The sequence below is a fragment of the Streptomyces coelicoflavus genome (assembly GCF_003112555.1).
GTDB classification, from domain to species: domain Bacteria; phylum Actinomycetota; class Actinomycetes; order Streptomycetales; family Streptomycetaceae; genus Streptomyces; species Streptomyces coelicoflavus.
Window position 1 is genome coordinate 670569 of the sequence record NZ_BEWB01000003.1, and the last position, 15247, is coordinate 685815.

The window sequence follows — 15247 nt, forward strand, 5'->3', positions numbered from 1 at the left end:
GCCACCCAAGCGGTGGTGTCCATTTTTTTCATACGTGCGCCGGGGCGGGCGGGGAGCAGGTGCGGGGTCCGTCCCTCACTTCGCCTCCGCGTAGCACTCGACCACCGCGGTGGTGAACGGGAACCGCACCGGCGTGGGCCCGAACGTCAGCCGTCCCGCCAGCTCCGCCGCGTCCCGGATCGCCGCGACGACGGTGCCGGCCTCCTCCTCGGGACAGTGCACGATCACCTCGTCGTGCTGGAAGAAGACCAGCTCGGCCGCCATGTCCGCGCAGGTCCGGCGCAGCGCGGCGAGCAGGAGCAGGGCCCAGTCGGCGGCGCTGCCCTGGACGACGAAGTTGCGGGCGAAGCGGCCGCGCGCACGGGGGTTGGTGGACGCGTAGCCCGGCACCCACTCCTGCGGGCGGCCCGCGGCGTCGGAGGGGTCGTCCTGCGGCAGGCCCGCCTCCTCGGCGCCGTCGGCCGCGCCGGCCGCGGGCGGGCAGGTGCGGCCCAGCCAGGTGCGCACCAGCCGGCCCTCCTCGCCGGCGCGGGCCGCGTCGTCGACGTAGGCCACCGCGCGGGGGAAACGGCGTCTGAGCGCGGCCAGGTTCTTCAGGCCGTCGCCGGAGGTCTGGCCGTAGACCGCACCGAGCACGGCGAGCTTGGCCTGGGCGCGGTCGCCGGAGAAGGCGTGGTCGGAGACCGACTGGTAGAGGTCGGTCTCCCGGCCGGCCACCTCCATCAGACCGGGGTCGCGGGAGATCGCCGCCAGGACGCGCGGCTCCATCTGGTCGGCGTCGGCGACGACCAGCCGCCAGCCCGGGTCGGCGACGACGGCGCGGCGGATCACCTTGGGGATCTGGAGCCCGCCCCCGCCGTTGGTGACCCAGCGGCCGGTGACGGTGCCGCCGGCCAGGAGCTCGGGGCGGAACCGTCCGTCGCGCACCCAGTCCTGGAGCCAGGACCAGCCGTGGGCCACCCAGATCCGGTACAGCTTCTTGTACTCGATCAGCGGCTTCACCGCCGGGTGGTCCAGCGCCTCCAGCTCCCAGCGGCGGGTGGAGCCGACCTTCACGCCCGCCTGCCCGAACGCCTTGACCACGTCCGCGGGCAGGTCGGGCCGCACCCGGCGGCCGAAGGCGGCGGACACCTCGTCCGTCAGCTCGGCCAGGCGGCGCGGCTCGCCCCCGCCCGCATACCGCTCGCCCAGCAGGTCGTGCAGCACCTCGCGGTGCACGTCGGCCCGCCAGGGCAGTCCCGCGCGGTTCATCTCGGCGGCCACCAGCATCCCCGCCGACTCGGCCGCCGTCAGCAGCCGCATCCGGTCGGGGTGTGCCGAGCGGTCGTGCCGGTGCTGCTGCTCGGCGTAGACGGTGAGCAGGTCGGGGAGGGGGAGGTGGACGGCCTGGGGCTCGAAGAGCGGGGACTGGGCGCCGGGCTCGGCGGAGCGCTGCGGCGGGTCGGGCGGCACGGGGCCGCCGCGCAGCCGGGCCAGGGCGGCCGCGGCCGAGTGCGGCTCCCCGTACCGCCCCTCGTGGCCGAGCAGGAGGGTCTCGGCGGCCTCCACGTCGTAGCACCGCTCCACCCGCACCCCCGCGGCGAGCAGGTGCGGCGCGATCTCGGCGGTGGACCGCCACACCCAGCGGGCGACGTCCGGCCTGCTCCGCACGGCCCCGGCGAGGTCGGGCTCCCGCCGCACCGGTCCGGCGGGCAGCCCGTCGTGGCCGAGGGGCGCGATGTCCACGCCACCGCCCTCGGCCACCGCGAGCGCCCACCTCTCGGCCATGCCGCGAGTCTCGCAGGCGGGTCTGACATCGGCCCCGCGACGGCGGGCCCCGGTCCGCGTCGCCTTGCCGGCAGCGCGGGAGCGGGCCTCGGCCCGCGCCGCCCAGCCGGCTTGGCGGTGGTGGCCTCGGTCCGCGGCGCCCTGCCGGCTTGGCGGTGGTGGCCTAGGCCCTCCTTGCCTTGCCGGCCTGGTGGTGGTGGCCTCGGCCCGCGTCGCCCTGTCGACCCGGCGGCGGGTCTCAGCCTTCCCCGTCCTCCGGCCCGCCCTCCCCGCCGTTCTCGGTCACCTTGATGAACTGCGCCAGCGCCTCCGTGACGTAGCCCTCGGTGGCCTCCTTGCCGAGGCCGAGCCCGCTGAGCACGCCCTCGCCGTCCTCGTGCTCCAGCAGGGCCAGCAGGATGTGCTCGGTGCCGATGTAGTTGTGACCGAGGCGCAGGGCCTCGCGGAAGGTGAGTTCGAGGACCTTCTTGGCGGCGGGGCCGTAGGGCACCAGCTCCGGGACCTCGGAGGCGGCGGGCGGGAGGGCGGCGAGTGCCGCCTCGCGGACCGCGTCGAAGGTGACGCCCTGCGCGGCGATCGCCTTGGCGGACAGGCTCTCGTTCTGCGTGAGCAGGCCCAGGACCAGGTGCTCGGGCAGTCCCTCGGTGTTGCCCGCGGTCTTGGCCGCGTTGTGGGCGGCCATCACGGCTTCGCGCGCGCGGGTCGTGTAACGGCTGAAGCCCTGGCTCGCGTCCAGGTCGGCGGACTCCTTGGGCACGAAGCGCTTCTGCGCCGCCTGCCGGGTGACGCCCATGCTCTTGCCGATGTCCGTCCAGGACGCGCCCGAACGCCGGGCCTGGTCCACGAAGTGACCGATGAGGTGGTCGGCCACCTCACCGAGGTGCTCGCCCGCGATGACGGCGTCCTGGAGCTGTGCCAGGGGTTCCTGGTGCACCTTCTTGATGGCGGTGATGAGTTCGTCGAGGCGTACGGATGACGTGATGCTCGGGTCGGTCGTCATGTGTCAACCGTAGGTTGCGCCCCCCTTACTGTCAACCGAAGGTTGACACCGGAAAAGGGGGACTCATCGGCACTCGTGGCACCATCACCGGGTGAGTACGCCCCGCACCGTCGACCGTGCCTTCGAGACCGCCCTGTACGACACCGCCGACGACGCCCTCGACACGGCGGCCTCGCTGCTCGCGGCCGACCCGGCGGCGGACGCGGAACTGGCCCGGCGCGGCGAGGAGTTCGTGGCCACGGCCTGGCGGCGCGGCTGGCAGCCCGCCGACCTGGTGCGCATCGTGCGGCGCGAACTGGGCGACGTGCACGTACGGCTGGCGGCGGCACTGATCCGCGCCCAGGCCGCGGACGACCGCCCGCGCGGACCCCGCTGGGCCGCACAGCTCGACGCCGTGACCGACCGGGCGCCGTCCCCCGCCGACCGCTTCTCGCACGCCACCGCCGTACTCGAGCTGTACCGCCTGCTGCTGCGGCTGCCCGCGCTCGAACCGCTGGACGAAGCGCCGGGCGCGGCACGTCGCGAGGCCCGGCCCGAGTCGCGCGCCCTCGCCCGCATCCGCGCGCTGCTCGCCAAGGCGGAGGCGACCGGGTATCCCGAGGAGGCGGAGGCGCTGAGCGCCAAGGCGCAGGAGCTGATGGCCCGGCACAGCGTCGACGAGGCGCTGCTGGCCGCGCAGGCGCAGGGGCTCGCCTCCTCGCCCGACACCCCGGGCGCGTGCCGGATCGGGGTGGAGCCGCCCTACGAGCAGGCCAGGGCGGTGCTGCTGGACGCGGTGGCCGACGCCAACCACTGCCGGGCCGTGTGGAACGAGGCCTTCGGTTTCTCCACGGTCGTCGGTTTCGAGGCCGACCTGGACGCGGTCGAACTCCTCTACACCTCCCTGCTGGTGCAGGCCGAGGCCGCGATGGCGAAGGCGGAGGCCGGGCAGCGGGCCGGCGGACGCAAGCGCACCAAGACCTTCCGGCAGTCGTTCCTCGCCGCCTACGCCCACCGCGCGGGCACCAGGCTCCGGGCCGCGGCCGAGGCGGCCACCGCCGAATCCGCGGCCACCGGTGCGGCGGCGGACGCGGACCTCCTGCCGGTGCTCGCCTCCCGCGAGGTGGCGGTCACCGAGCGGCTGGAGCGGCTGTTCCCGGAGACGACCACGACCCGCCTGCGCGGTGTCTCGGACGCGGCGGGCTGGACGGAGGGCACCCGTGCGGCCGACGACGCCCGGGTCGAAGGCCGGCGGCCGTTGCGGCCGGGGCGGTAGCCCGCCCCCGGACGCGAGCCCCGTTCACCGGAGAAGGACCCCGTTCAGGAGCCGAGGCCCTCGGTCGGCAGTCCGGGCGGCAGCGAACCGCCTTCGGACCGGGTGTACGTCTCCTCGCCGACACCGCCCTCCCACGTCACCCTGAGCGAGGTGGCGTCGACCGACTCGACCGTGCCGGTCGACCGGTCGTCACCTCCCGCGGTGCACTTCAGACGGATGGTCCGGGTGCCGGAGGCCTCCCCGGCGGTGCCGCTGCACACGGTCCCGCCGGTGGCGAAGAGGGCGGCCTTGCCACCGTTGACCATCAGGGCGACGGCCTGGCCGTCGGCGGTGGCCAGCCAGCTGCCCTCCAGGCCCTCGTCGGCGGACGGCGCCCCGCCGCCGGAGCCGCCGGAACCGCCGGTCTCCGCGCTCGTCGAGGCGCTGGGCGCCGCCGACGCCTCGTCACCCCCGCCGTCGGAACCGTCGTCGGAGCCGCCGTCGGTGCAGGCGGTCAGCGCCAGCGCGCCCACCAGTGCGACGGCCGCGGCCGCGGCCCGCACGGGGCGTCGCCCCGAACGCGCGCGAGGGTCCGGGGCAGCGTTGGCCGTACGCGCGGCCCCGCCCCCGGCCGCACCACTCGTACTCGCCGTACTCGCCGTTCTCTCCGCAGTCACCCACGTCACCGGAAGCTCCAAGCTGTAGCCGGACGGCCGGTTCGGCCCCGAACAGCCGCAAGCTACCAGGAGGACTTGCGCACCCCGGGCAGATGCCCGGCGTGCGCCTGCTCACGCAGATTCACCCGGGAGAGCCCGAAGACCCGGAAGTATCCGCGCGGGCGCCCGTCCACCTGGTCGCGGTTGCGCACCCGCGTGGGGCTCGCGTCGCGCGGCTGCCGGCGCAGTTCCCGCTGGGCGGCGAGCCGTTCGGCCTCCGTCGAGGAGGGGCGGCGGACGATCTCCTTCAACTCGGCCCGGCGCGCCGCGTACCGCGCGACGGTCGCCTGCCGCTGCTCGTTCTTCGCGATCTTGCTCTTCTTCGCCATCAGATCCTCACTCCCCGGGCACGGATGCGTGCCACCGCCGCCTCGACGCCGATCGAGTCGACCGTCCTGATCCCCTTCGTGCTCAGCCGCAGCCGTACGTGCCGGCTCTCGCTCGCCAGCCAGTAGCGCTTGGTCTGGATGTTGGGGTCGAAGCGGCGCGAGGTGCGCCGGTGGGAGTGCGAGATGCGGTTGCCGAATCCGGGCTGTGCCCCGGTCAGCATGCAGTGGGCGGACACGGTGACGTACCTCTCCTCCGGGCCGGACGGGCCCAACTGTTAATGGAATTCATTTTCAGTAAGATAGCAGCATGGCACGCAACGAACTCCGACCGGTCATCAAGCTCCGGTCCACCGCCGGGACCGGCTACACCTACGTCACCCGCAAGAACCGCCGCAACGACCCGGACCGGCTGGTCCTGTGCAAGTACGACCCCATGGCGGGCCGTCACGTCGACTTCCGAGAGGAGCGCTGAACCGCCGTGCGCAAGGGAATCCACCCCGAGTACCGCCCCGTCGTCTTCCGCGACCGGGCCGCGGACTACGCCTTCCTCACCCGCTCGACCATGACCAGTGAGCGCACGGTCGAGTGGGAGGACGGCCGCACCTACCCGGTCGTCGACGTCGAGATCTCCCACGTCAGCCACCCCTTCTACACCGGCACCGCCCGCGTCCTGGACACCGCCGGACGTGTGGAGCGCTTCGAGCGCCGGTACGGGAAGGAGGGCGGGGCGTGAGCGGGCCGGGCCCCCGCCACGACCTGCCGGTGGTGATCGTCGGCGGGCTGCACACCGACGCGCGCCGGGCGGCCGTGGCGCGGCTGCTGGCCGACGTATCCGGCAGCGTCGTCCTCCACCACGACCTGGCGACGGCCGCCGCGGGCACGGTCGTGCGGACCGTGCGGGACGCCACGGGCATCCTCGGCGCGGGCGAGGCCCCCCTGGTCAACGACTGCGCGTGCTGCGCCCTGCGCGAGGACCTCGTTCCCGAGCTGGTCCGGCTCGATCGGGCCGGCGGCACCCCGCTGGCGGTGGTCGAGCTGTGGGACTCCGTCGAACCCAAGGCGATGGCGGAGGTGGTCACGGCCGGCGGCTTCACCGTCACCGGCGTGATCACCGCCGTCGACCCGGCCCTCGTCCTGCCGTACCTCGGCAACGGCGACGACCTCGCCGAGGGCGGCCTCGCCGCCGCGGCCACCGATCAGCGCACCGTCGCGGACACCTTCGCGCGGCAGCTGGAGTACGCCTCCGTCCTCGCCCTCGCCGAGTCCCTCCCCGGCTCGCCCGAGGCCGACGACGAGGACCGCGAGCTGCTCTCCCAGCTCCATCCGACCGCCCGCCGGGTCCCGATCGGCCACGGTGACCCGGCGGGCACCCCGGTCCCGCCCGCATCCGCGTCCGCCTCCTCGGAGCTGGCGCGGGCCGCCCTCGCCGGGTTCGACGTGGAGGCCGCGGCCGCCGCGCAGCACCCGGCCTGCGCCCTGCTGCCCGCCGAGGCCGACGCGCACGGCGTCGCCACCCTGGTCTGGCACCGCCGCCGCCCCTTCCACCCGGAGCGGCTGTACGCGGCGCTCGAGGACCTGACCTGCGCCGCGGCCCGCAGCCGGGGGCGGTTCTGGCTCGCGGACAAGGGGGACACGCTGCTGCACTGGGACGCCGCGGGCGGTGCCCTGTGCGTGGAGAGCGCGGGGCCGTGGCTCGCCTCGCTCCCCGACGCGGCCTGGGACCTGGTGCCGCCCGTGCGCCGCGCCGCCGCCGCGCTGGACTGGCACCCCGAGCACGGAGACCGCTGCCAGCACCTGGTCTTCACGTCCCCCGGCCTCGACCGCGACGGCCTGGAACGGCTGCTGGAGTCCTGCCTGCTGACCGACGCCGAGTACGCCGCGGGACAGGCCGCCTGGGAACGGCTGCCGCCCGCCTTCGACACCCTCCTGGAGGTCTGACCCGATGCCCCGACCCCGCAAGGCCGACCGCACACCCGCCCGGCAGCGCCCCAACCCGCTGGACCGGGACGGAGTGACGTACGTCGACTACAAGGACACCGAGCTGCTGCGGAAGTTCCTCTCCGACCGCGGCAAGATCCGCAGCCGCCGCGTCACCCGGGTGACGTCCCAGCAGCAGCGGCAGCTGGCCAGGGCGATCAAGAACGCGCGCGAGATGGCGCTGCTGCCGTACGGCTCCCGCTGATCCGCCCGCCGTACCTCACGCACCAGCGACAACACCGGGGCACGCCCGTACCGGTCGGGCCCCGGTGTTGTCGCATGTTGTTGCATATTCTTCGAATCCGGGGGCACATGCGGGAACGACTTCCCGGGGCCCGGCGTCGTAGAGGGCAGGGCTCGGTAAAGCGGTCGTCCAAAGCTGTAACCGCGGGAGCACCGCGCGTGCACGTGCATTTGCTCATGCATCTGCACGTGAACAGGGTTATGATCCGGATCAGTTGACCACTGCATCAATGGCCACATCAGCCAGTGCACACCGGGGAGCGACCTGTGAACCACGACGTGTACGACGTGTACAACGGCATGGCCGCCACGCAGTTGCACGACGCGGCCTGGCAGAAGAGCCGGCGCAGCAACTCGCAGGGATCGTGCGTGGAGTTCGCGCGCCTGCCCGACGGCGCGGTGGCGGTGCGCAACTCCCGCTTCCCCGACGGTCCGGCGCTCGTCTACACGCGCGCCGAGATCGAGGCCATGCTGCTGGGCATCAAGGACGGCGAGTTCGACCACCTGATCGCGAGCTGACCGGGCCCGGTGCGGGCTAGGGCCTGTCCGGCGGACAGACCCTAGAGCCGGAACAGTGCCCAGACCACCTTGCCGTTGAGCGTCCCGGCCAGCGGGTGCCAGCCCCAGCTGTCGCTGAAGGAGTCGACGAGGAACAGGCCCCGGCCCGACTCCGCCGAGAAGTCGTCCGTCTCACGGGCCACCGGGCTGTCGTGACTGGGGTCGCGCACCGCGCACACCAGCCGCTCGGTCCAGCGCATCAGGTGCAGCCGTACGGGACCGTGCTGCTCGTCGTGGCGCGGGGTGTCCGCGGGCAGCGCGTGGCGCAGGGCGTTGGTGACGAGTTCCGAGACCACCAGGCAGACGTCGTCGAAGCGGTCGCCCGTGTCCCAGCCGTCGAGTGTCCTGCGGGTGAATCTCCGGGCCTCGCGCACCGCCTCGTAACGGGGCGGCAGGGCGCAGGAGGCGGCGTTGGAGACGGCCGCGGGGTCGAGTGGTGGAAGGCCCTGCCGTAACGGCTCGAGCATGGTCGATCCATTCGTCCCCATGCGAGGCACTCCCGGGAGTTCGCGGTCGTAGCGATGCGGCGCGGTGGTGCGGGGACCATGGTTTCGGATGCGTACCGCAGATGCAAGGGCAGATGCACGTGCACGTGACCGAAATGGACCTGCCCGTACCGCTTGTTGGTCAATTTTTCCGCCATCTTCGCCCCTTCTTCATGTCCCTCGACGGCCGGTTCCGGCCCACCGCGTGCATGAGCCTGCACGTTTCCGTTGACTCAATTCCGTTTCCGTAACCGGACGAGTACTGCTCGGAGTGTTTTAGTGGCAGACTTCGGCCCCTGAACACGGTTGGGGAGGCTGGCGAACGTGAGCGCGGGAGAGCCCGGATCGGTGGTGCGGCGCATGCTGCTCGGATCACAACTCAGGCGACTGCGTGAGACGCGGGGGATCACGCGCGAGGCGGCGGGCTACTCGATCCGCGCCTCCGAATCGAAGATCAGCCGGATGGAGCTGGGCCGGGTGAGCTTCAAGACCAGGGACGTCGAGGACCTGCTGACGCTGTACGGCATCACGGACGAGCAGGAGCGCAACTCGTTGCTCTCCCTCGCCAAGGAGGCCAACGTCGCGGGCTGGTGGCACAGCTACTCCGACGTGCTGCCCAGCTGGTTCCCCACCTACGTGGGCCTGGAGGGTGCCGCCTCGCTGATCCGGGTCTACGAGGTGCAGTTCGTGCACGGGCTGCTCCAGACCGAGGAGTACGCTCGCGCGGTCGTCCGGCGCGGCATGAAGGGCGCCGGCGAGGCGGACGTCGAGCGGCGGGTGGCCCTGCGCCTGGAGCGCCAGAAGCACCTGGTCGCGGAGAACGCCCCCGAGTTCCACATCGTGCTCGACGAGGCCGCCCTGCGCCGGCCCTACGGCGACCGCGAGGTGATGCGCGGCCAGCTCCAGCACCTGATCGAGATGTCCGAGCGGCCCAATGTTCGGCTCCAGATCATGCCGTTCGGCTTCGGCGGGCACTCCGGCGAGAGTGGCGCGTTCACGCTCCTCAGCTTCCCCGAGTCCGACCTTTCGGACGTCGTCTACCTGGAGCAGCTGACCAGCGCGCTGTATCTGGACAAGCAGGAGGACGTCACCCAGTACGAGACGGCGCTGAAGGAACTCCAGCAGGACAGTCCGGGCCCGGACGAGAGCCGGGACCTTTTGCGAGGTCTCCTCCAACTCTCCTGAAACATAAGTACGATGACGCCCAATCAGGCGGCTCGCTCGCGGCGGCTGCGGCAGTTGAGGGGATTGAGGGTTCTCATGTCGTCGTACTTCACCGACCTCGCCCAGCAGTACATCGACGGCGAGTGGCGCCCGGGCACCGGCTCCTGGGACATCATCGACTTCAACCCGTACGACAACGAGAAGCTCGCCTCGATCACGATAGCCACCGTCGACGAGGTCGACGCCGCCTACCGGGCCGCCGAGCGCGCGCAGAAGCAGTGGGCCGCGACGAACCCGTACGCGCGCCGCGCGGTCTTCGAGAAGGCGCTGCGCCTGGTGGAGGAGCGCGAGGAGGAGATCAGCGAGGCGATCGTCGCCGAGCTGGGCGGCACCCGCCTGAAGGCCGCCTTCGAGCTGCACCTCGCCAAGGAGTTCCTGCGGGAGGCGGTCCACCTGGCGCTGGCGCCCGAGGGCCGGATCATCCCGTCCCCGGTCGACGGCAAGGAGAACCGCGTCTACCGGGTGCCGGTCGGCGTCGTGGGCGTCATCAGCCCCTTCAACTTCCCCTTCCTGCTCTCCCTGAAGTCGGTCGCCCCGGCCCTCGCCCTGGGCAACGGCGTCGTCCTCAAGCCGCACCAGAACACGCCGATCGTGGGCGGCACGCTGGTCGCGAAGCTCCTCGAGGACGCCGGACTGCCGGGCGGCCTGCTCAACGTGGTGGTCACCGACATCGCGGAGATCGGCGACGCCTTCATCGAGCACCCGGTGCCCAAGGTGATCTCCTTCACCGGCTCCGACAAGGTCGGCCGGCACGTGGCCACCGTCTGCGCCGCGAACTTCAAGCGCTCGGTCCTCGAACTGGGCGGCAACAGCGCGCTGGTGGTCCTCGACGACGCCGACGTCGACTACGCGGTCGACGCCGCGGTCTTCAGCCGGTACGTCCACCAGGGCCAGGTCTGCATGGCCGCCAACCGCGTGCTGGTCGACCGCGCGGTGGCCGACGAGTTCACCGAGAAGTTCGTCGCCAAGGTGAAGTCCCTCAAGGCCGGCGACCCGCGCGACCCGTCGACGGTCATCGGTCCGGTGATCAACTCCTCGCAGGCCGACGCGCTCTCCGGCGTGGTCGAGCAGGCGCTCGCCGAGGGCGCCACCGCCCTGGTGCGCGGCTCGGTCACCGACAACCTGGTCGAGCCCTCCGTCCTCACCGGCCTGCCCGCCGACTCCGCGCTGCTCCAGCAGGAGGTCTTCGGCCCGGTCGCCTTCCTCATCCCCTTCGACGGCGAGGAGGAGGCCGTACGCCTCGTCAACGACACGCCGTACGGGCTGAGCGGCGCCGTGCACACCGGGGACGTCGAGCGCGGCGTCAACTTCGCCAAGCAGATCGACACCGGCATGTTCCACGTGAACGACGGCACCGTGCACGACGAGCCGATCGTCCCCTTCGGCGGCGAGAAGCACTCCGGCCTCGGCCGCCTCAACGGCGAGACCATGCTGGACGCGTTCACCACGCAGAAGTGGATCTCGGTGCAGCACGGGCGCAGCGGCTTCCCGTTCTGAGGGCCCCGGCGGGCGGAGCCCGGCGCCGGATCTAGTCTGGACCCCATGTCAGCGATCCGTCTCCTCGTGCTCGGTGCCGTCCGCCAGCACGGGCGGGCCCACGGCTACCAGGTGCGCAACGACCTGGAGTACTGGGGCGCGCACGAGTGGTCCAACGCCAAGCCCGGCTCGATCTACCACGCGCTGAAGCAGATGGCGAAACAGGGACTGCTCCTCGCGCACGAGATCGCGCCGTCCACGGCGGGCGGCCCGCCGCGGGTGGAGTACGAGATCACGGAGCAGGGCACCGAGGAGTACCTCGCCCTGCTCCGCGACTACCTCACCGCCTACGACCAGCGGCCGGACGTGCTCACGGCGGCGCTCGGCTTCATGGTCGACCTGCCGCGCGAGGAGGCCCTGGCGCTGCTGGAGGAGCGGGTGCGGAAGATCGAGGAGTGGCGTGCCTCCGTCACCGAGTACTACATGCCGGCCGAGGGGCCCGGCCAGTACGGGCACATCGGCGAGATCATGAACTACTGGGTCCACTCGGCCGACTCCGGCGCCGAGTGGACCCGTGGCCTGATCGAACGCGTCCGGGGCGGCGCCTACACCTTCGCCGGTGAGGGCGAGCCGTTCGTCGGCGTGCTCGCCGAGGGCGAGGAGAACCCCTTCGCGGCGGGGCGGCCGCACTACGGGGACGCCCGCTAATCAAGTTTGACTAAGGCTGGGTGAGGGCATACCTTCGTGGGCCGGTAGTCAAATTTGGCTAGCTCTCTCTCGACGAGAGAGCGAAGAGAGAGCGAAGGGGGAGTGACAGTGGCCGACACGGCGATCACCGTCGAAGGCGCACGCAAGAGGTACGGCAGCAAGAACGCGCTGGACGGGCTCGACCTGACCGTCACGCGCGGCACGGTGCACGGCGTACTGGGCCCGAACGGAGCCGGCAAGACGACCCTGGTCCGCATCCTGTCCACGCTGCTGCGGCCGGACGCGGGCCGCGTCGAGGTGGCCGGACACGACGTCGTCGCCGAGGCGTACGCGGTACGGCTGCGCATCGGCCTGCTCGGCCAGCACGCGGCGCTCGACGAGGAGCTGGGCGGCCGGCAGAACCTGGAGATGTTCGGCCGCCTGCATCACCTGGGCGCCCGGCGGGCACGCGTGCGTGCCGACGAACTGCTCGCCCGCTTCGGCCTCGCCGACACCGGACGCAAACCGGTCACCGCCTACAGCGGCGGCATGCGGCGCCGCCTCGACCTGGCCGCGTCCCTCATCACCGAACCGGAGGTGCTCTTCCTGGACGAGCCGACCACCGGCCTCGACCCGCGCGGCCGCGCCGAGGTGTGGGACTCGGTCCGCTCCCTGGTCGGCGCCGGCACGACGGTCCTGCTCACCACCCAGTACCTGGAGGAGGCCGACCAGCTCGCCGACCGCATCTCGGTCGTCGACGCCGGCCGCGTCGTCGCCGACGGCACGGCGGACGAACTCAAGGCCGCCACCGGCGGCGACCGCGTCGACGTCGTCCTGCGCGACGCCGGTCACCTGGGCGCCGCGGTGGCCCTGCTGCCGCTCACCGGCGTCCGCGTGGACCCCGACCGCCGGCTGCTCAGCGCCCCGGTCACCGACCGGATGGCGGCGCTCTCCGGCGTCGTACGGGCGCTGGAGGAGGCCGGTATCGAGGCCGAGGACGTGGCGCTGCGCCGGCCGACCCTGGACGAGGTGTTCCTGCACCTCACCGACCGCACGAAGGAGGCCGCGTGAGTACGAGCACCCTCACCCCCACCCCCATGACCCACGCCCTGTCCGACTCCTGGACCATGACCCGCCGCGAGCTGGCCCGCTGGGGACGGCAGCCGGTGGCGGTCGTCGTCAACCTGGTCTTCCCGGTGATGCTGCTGCTGATGTTCGGCTACCTGGTCGGCGGCGGCCGTGGCCTGAGCGGCGACTACGTCGACTACCTGGTCCCCGGGATGCTCGCCCTCACCATGGCCTTCGGCCTGGAGGGCACGATGATCGCCGTCACCCGGGACCTCGACAAGGGCGTCGTCGACCGCTTCCGCTCCCTCCCGATGGCGAACGGCGCGGTCCTGGTCGGCCGCTCCGCCGCCGACATGCTCCAGTCGGTGCTCGGCCTGACCGTACTGATCGGCGTCGGGTACGCGCTCGGCTGGCGCACCCACGGCGGTCCCGGCGCCTTCCTGGGCGCGGTCGGCCTGCTCCTGCTCTTCCGCTTCGCCATGCTCTGGATCGGCATCTTCCTGGCCCTGGTGGCCGGGAAGCCGGAGCTGGTGCAGGCGGTGCAGATCCTGGTCTGGCCGGTCGGCTTCCTCTCCAACGCCTTCGCCGCCCCCGACTCCATGCCCGGCTGGCTGGGCACGGTCGTCGAGTGGAACCCGATGTCCCAGACCGCCACGGCCGTCCGCGACCTCTTCGGCGGCCCCGGCGGCGAGTCCGGCCACCTCTGGGCGGCCGTCGCCTGGCCGCTGGCGCTGCTCGCGGTGTTCTTCCCGCTGGCGGTGGCGAGGTTCGGGCGGCTGAGCCGCTAGGGGGTGTCGTTTGGATCTTGCCGGGGTCGCGGGGTCTGGCACGCACATCTGCGGCGTTGTCGTCGGTTGTCAACTCCCCCACGCTCGACTGCGCTCGCGCGGGGGGACCCCCATCGCGTTGCCGCCCTCCTCCGCCTTGCAGCTGCACGCACCAGACCCCGCTCGGGCCGGCCACAAGACACCGTTGCCTGGAGCCGCCCTGATCCAAACGACACCCCCTAGTGGTGGAACCCGGTGGCCGCGCCCTTGTCCCGGGTCAGCGGGTGCGGCTGCCGGCGCAGCTCCGGCAGCAGCCGTTCCAGGTCGTCGAGGAGCAGGTCCGCCATGTCGGCCGAGAAGCCGTTGCGGCACACCACCCGCAGCACGGAGAGGTCCTCGCGGTGCGGCGGGAAGGTGTACGCCGGCACCAGCCAGCCGCCCTCCCGCAGCCGCCGGGACACGTCGAAGACGTCGTACGCCGTCACGCCGTCGGCCGTCGTGAAGGCGAACACCGGCAACTGGTCGCCGTGCGTCAGCAGCCGGAAGTCGCCGAGTGCCGCCACCCGCCGCGCGAGCGAGCCCGCGATGTCCCGGGCGTTCTGCTGCACGGCCCGGTAGCCGTCACGGCCAAGCCGCAGAAAGTTGTAGTACTGCGCGACGACTTGCGCGCCGGGCCGGGAGAAGTTCAGCGCGAAGGTCGGCATGTGGCCGCCCAGGTAGTTCACGCGGAACACCAGCTCCTCGGGCAGCGCCTCCGCGTCCCGCCACAGTGCCCAGCCCACACCCGGGTAGACCAGCCCGTACTTGTGCCCCGAGGTGTTGATCGAGGCGACCCGGGGCAGCCGGAAGTCCCACACCAGGTCCTCGTCCAGGAACGGCGCGACCATGCCGCCGGAGGCCCCGTCGACGTGCACCGGGACGTCCAGGCCGGTCCGCTCATGGAGGGCGTCCAGAGCCGCGCACAGGTCGGCGACCGGCTCGTAGGACCCGTCGAAGGTGGAGCCCAGGATGCCGACGACCCCGATGGTGTTCTCGTCGCACAGCTCGGCGGCGGCCTGCGGGTCGAGGTGGAAGCGGTCGCCCTCCATCGGGACCTGGCGGGCCTCCACCTCCCAGAAGTTGCAGAACTTCTCCCAGCAGACCTGGACGTTCACGCCCATCACGAGATTGGGCCGCACGTCCTTCGCCGGATAGCGGTCGGCGTTGCGCAGCGCCCAGCGCCGCTTCAGCGCCATCCCGGCCAGCATGCACGCCTCGCTGGACCCGGTCGTCGAGCAGCCCACGGCCGCCGACGGGTCGGGCGCGTGCCACAGGTCGGCGAGCATCGCCACGCAGCGCCGCTCCAGCTCGGCGGTGCGCGGGTACTCGTCCTTGTCGATCATGTTCTTGTCGCGGCACTCGCTCATCAGCACCCCGGCCTGCGGCTCCATCCAGGTGGTGACGAAGGTGGCCAGGTTCAGCCGCGCGTTGCCGTCCAGCATCAGCTCGTCGTGGACCAGCCGGTACGCGGTCTCCGGCGGCAGCGGGGAGTCGGGCAGCCGGTGGGAGGGCGGTGCCTCGGTCATGCCGCCGAGCGGGTTCGCCGCCGCGTGGAAGGGGTTCACGGCGAGCCGGCGCCGCTCACGATCGCTGTCGCGGGACGGGCGCGGGCCCTGGTGCAGTGACATGCGACCGACGGTAGGCCGGGGACCCGGACCCCGCATCCGGGACGGGACC

Annotated in this window: 18 protein-coding genes; 11 read left to right on the forward strand and 7 right to left on the reverse strand. The window is 72.5% G+C overall.

All coding sequences use genetic code 11. The features are described 5' to 3' along the window. Positions 1–75: 75 nt before the first annotated feature. Both Sco07f_RS08090 and Sco07f_RS08095 read right to left on the reverse strand, forming a co-directional pair. A complete protein-coding gene (locus Sco07f_RS08090; RefSeq protein ID WP_108987368.1) occupies positions 76–1767 on the reverse strand; it encodes a bifunctional 3'-5' exonuclease/DNA polymerase in 1692 nt (563 codons plus the stop codon). Positions 1768–2005: 238 nt separating this feature from the next. Further along, positions 2006–2767 (reverse strand): Clp protease N-terminal domain-containing protein, encoded by a 762-nt coding sequence (locus Sco07f_RS08095; RefSeq protein WP_087790052.1) that lies wholly within the window; start codon positions 2765–2767, stop codon positions 2006–2008. A gap of 91 nt (positions 2768–2858) precedes the next feature. On the opposite strand from Sco07f_RS08095, the gene Sco07f_RS08100 reads away from it, so the two are divergent. After that, entirely contained in the window at positions 2859–4022 is a 1164-nt protein-coding gene (locus Sco07f_RS08100) for a DUF2786 domain-containing protein (protein ID WP_108987369.1), read from the forward strand. A gap of 44 nt (positions 4023–4066) precedes the next feature. Here the strand turns inward: Sco07f_RS08100 and Sco07f_RS08105 are convergent, their stop codons facing one another. The 3 genes from Sco07f_RS08105 to rpmB all read right to left on the reverse strand — a co-directional run bounded on the left by Sco07f_RS08105 (position 4067) and on the right by rpmB (position 5282). Further along, a complete protein-coding gene (locus Sco07f_RS08105) occupies positions 4067–4564 on the reverse strand; it encodes a hypothetical protein (RefSeq protein ID WP_108987370.1) in 498 nt (165 codons plus the stop codon). A 176-nt stretch (positions 4565–4740) separates the two neighbouring features. Next, positions 4741–5046 carry a 30S ribosomal protein S14 gene (gene rpsN, locus Sco07f_RS08110; protein ID WP_054100947.1) on the reverse strand — a complete coding sequence of 102 codons (306 nt, stop codon included), beginning with the start codon at positions 5044–5046 and terminating at the stop codon, positions 4741–4743. Next, positions 5046–5282, reverse strand: a complete 237-nt coding sequence (gene rpmB, locus Sco07f_RS08115) for a 50S ribosomal protein L28 (protein WP_108987439.1) — start codon at positions 5280–5282, stop codon at positions 5046–5048. Before rpmB ends, rpsN begins: the two co-directional genes overlap by 1 nt. A 71-nt stretch (positions 5283–5353) precedes the next feature. On the opposite strand from rpmB, the gene rpmG reads away from it, so the two are divergent. The 5 genes from rpmG to Sco07f_RS08140 all read left to right on the forward strand — a co-directional run bounded on the left by rpmG (position 5354) and on the right by Sco07f_RS08140 (position 7785). Continuing rightward, positions 5354–5518: a 50S ribosomal protein L33 gene (gene rpmG / locus Sco07f_RS08120; RefSeq protein ID WP_108987371.1), complete on the forward strand. Its 165-nt coding sequence runs from the start codon at positions 5354–5356 to the stop codon at positions 5516–5518. A gap of 6 nt (positions 5519–5524) precedes the next feature. After that, on the forward strand, positions 5525–5779 hold the full coding sequence (locus Sco07f_RS08125) for a type B 50S ribosomal protein L31 (RefSeq protein ID WP_054100946.1): 255 nt from the start codon (positions 5525–5527) through the stop codon (positions 5777–5779). Next, positions 5776–6984 carry a CobW family GTP-binding protein gene (locus tag Sco07f_RS08130; protein ID WP_108987372.1) on the forward strand — a complete coding sequence of 403 codons (1209 nt, stop codon included), beginning with the start codon at positions 5776–5778 and terminating at the stop codon, positions 6982–6984. Before Sco07f_RS08125 ends, Sco07f_RS08130 begins: the two co-directional genes overlap by 4 nt. A 4-nt stretch (positions 6985–6988) precedes the next feature. After that, positions 6989–7228 (forward strand): 30S ribosomal protein S18, encoded by a 240-nt coding sequence (rpsR, locus tag Sco07f_RS08135; RefSeq protein ID WP_054100944.1) that lies wholly within the window; start codon positions 6989–6991, stop codon positions 7226–7228. 338 nt (positions 7229–7566) lie between these two features. Further along, a complete protein-coding gene (locus tag Sco07f_RS08140) occupies positions 7567–7785 on the forward strand; it encodes a DUF397 domain-containing protein (protein WP_174855328.1) in 219 nt (72 codons plus the stop codon). Between the two features lie 41 nt (positions 7786–7826). On the opposite strand, the gene Sco07f_RS08145 is transcribed toward Sco07f_RS08140, so the two are convergent. Continuing rightward, a complete protein-coding gene (locus tag Sco07f_RS08145; RefSeq protein WP_007452012.1) occupies positions 7827–8312 on the reverse strand; it encodes an ATP-binding protein in 486 nt (161 codons plus the stop codon). A gap of 345 nt (positions 8313–8657) precedes the next feature. Here Sco07f_RS08145 and Sco07f_RS08155 point away from each other — a divergent pair, with 345 nt between their 5' ends. The 5 genes from Sco07f_RS08155 to Sco07f_RS08175 all read left to right on the forward strand — a co-directional run bounded on the left by Sco07f_RS08155 (position 8658) and on the right by Sco07f_RS08175 (position 13552). Next, entirely contained in the window at positions 8658–9494 is an 837-nt protein-coding gene (locus tag Sco07f_RS08155) for a Sco1979 family transcriptional regulator (RefSeq protein ID WP_042826638.1), read from the forward strand. Positions 9495–9569: 75 nt separating this feature from the next. Continuing rightward, positions 9570–11030 carry an aldehyde dehydrogenase family protein gene (locus Sco07f_RS08160; protein ID WP_108987373.1) on the forward strand — a complete coding sequence of 487 codons (1461 nt, stop codon included), beginning with the start codon at positions 9570–9572 and terminating at the stop codon, positions 11028–11030. Between the two features lie 45 nt (positions 11031–11075). Next, on the forward strand, positions 11076–11717 hold the full coding sequence (locus Sco07f_RS08165; protein ID WP_007452033.1) for a PadR family transcriptional regulator: 642 nt from the start codon (positions 11076–11078) through the stop codon (positions 11715–11717). 108 nt (positions 11718–11825) lie between these two features. Further along, entirely contained in the window at positions 11826–12767 is a 942-nt protein-coding gene (locus Sco07f_RS08170; protein WP_087790045.1) for an ATP-binding cassette domain-containing protein, read from the forward strand. 26 nt (positions 12768–12793) lie between these two features. After that, complete coding sequence (locus Sco07f_RS08175) at positions 12794–13552, forward strand: ABC transporter permease (protein ID WP_042826639.1); 759 nt, start codon at positions 12794–12796, stop codon at positions 13550–13552. A 218-nt stretch (positions 13553–13770) separates the two neighbouring features. Here Sco07f_RS08175 and gad read toward each other — a convergent pair whose 3' ends face one another. Beyond that, positions 13771–15198 (reverse strand): glutamate decarboxylase, encoded by a 1428-nt coding sequence (gene gad / locus Sco07f_RS08180; protein ID WP_108987375.1) that lies wholly within the window; start codon positions 15196–15198, stop codon positions 13771–13773. Positions 15199–15247 lie beyond the last annotated feature (49 nt).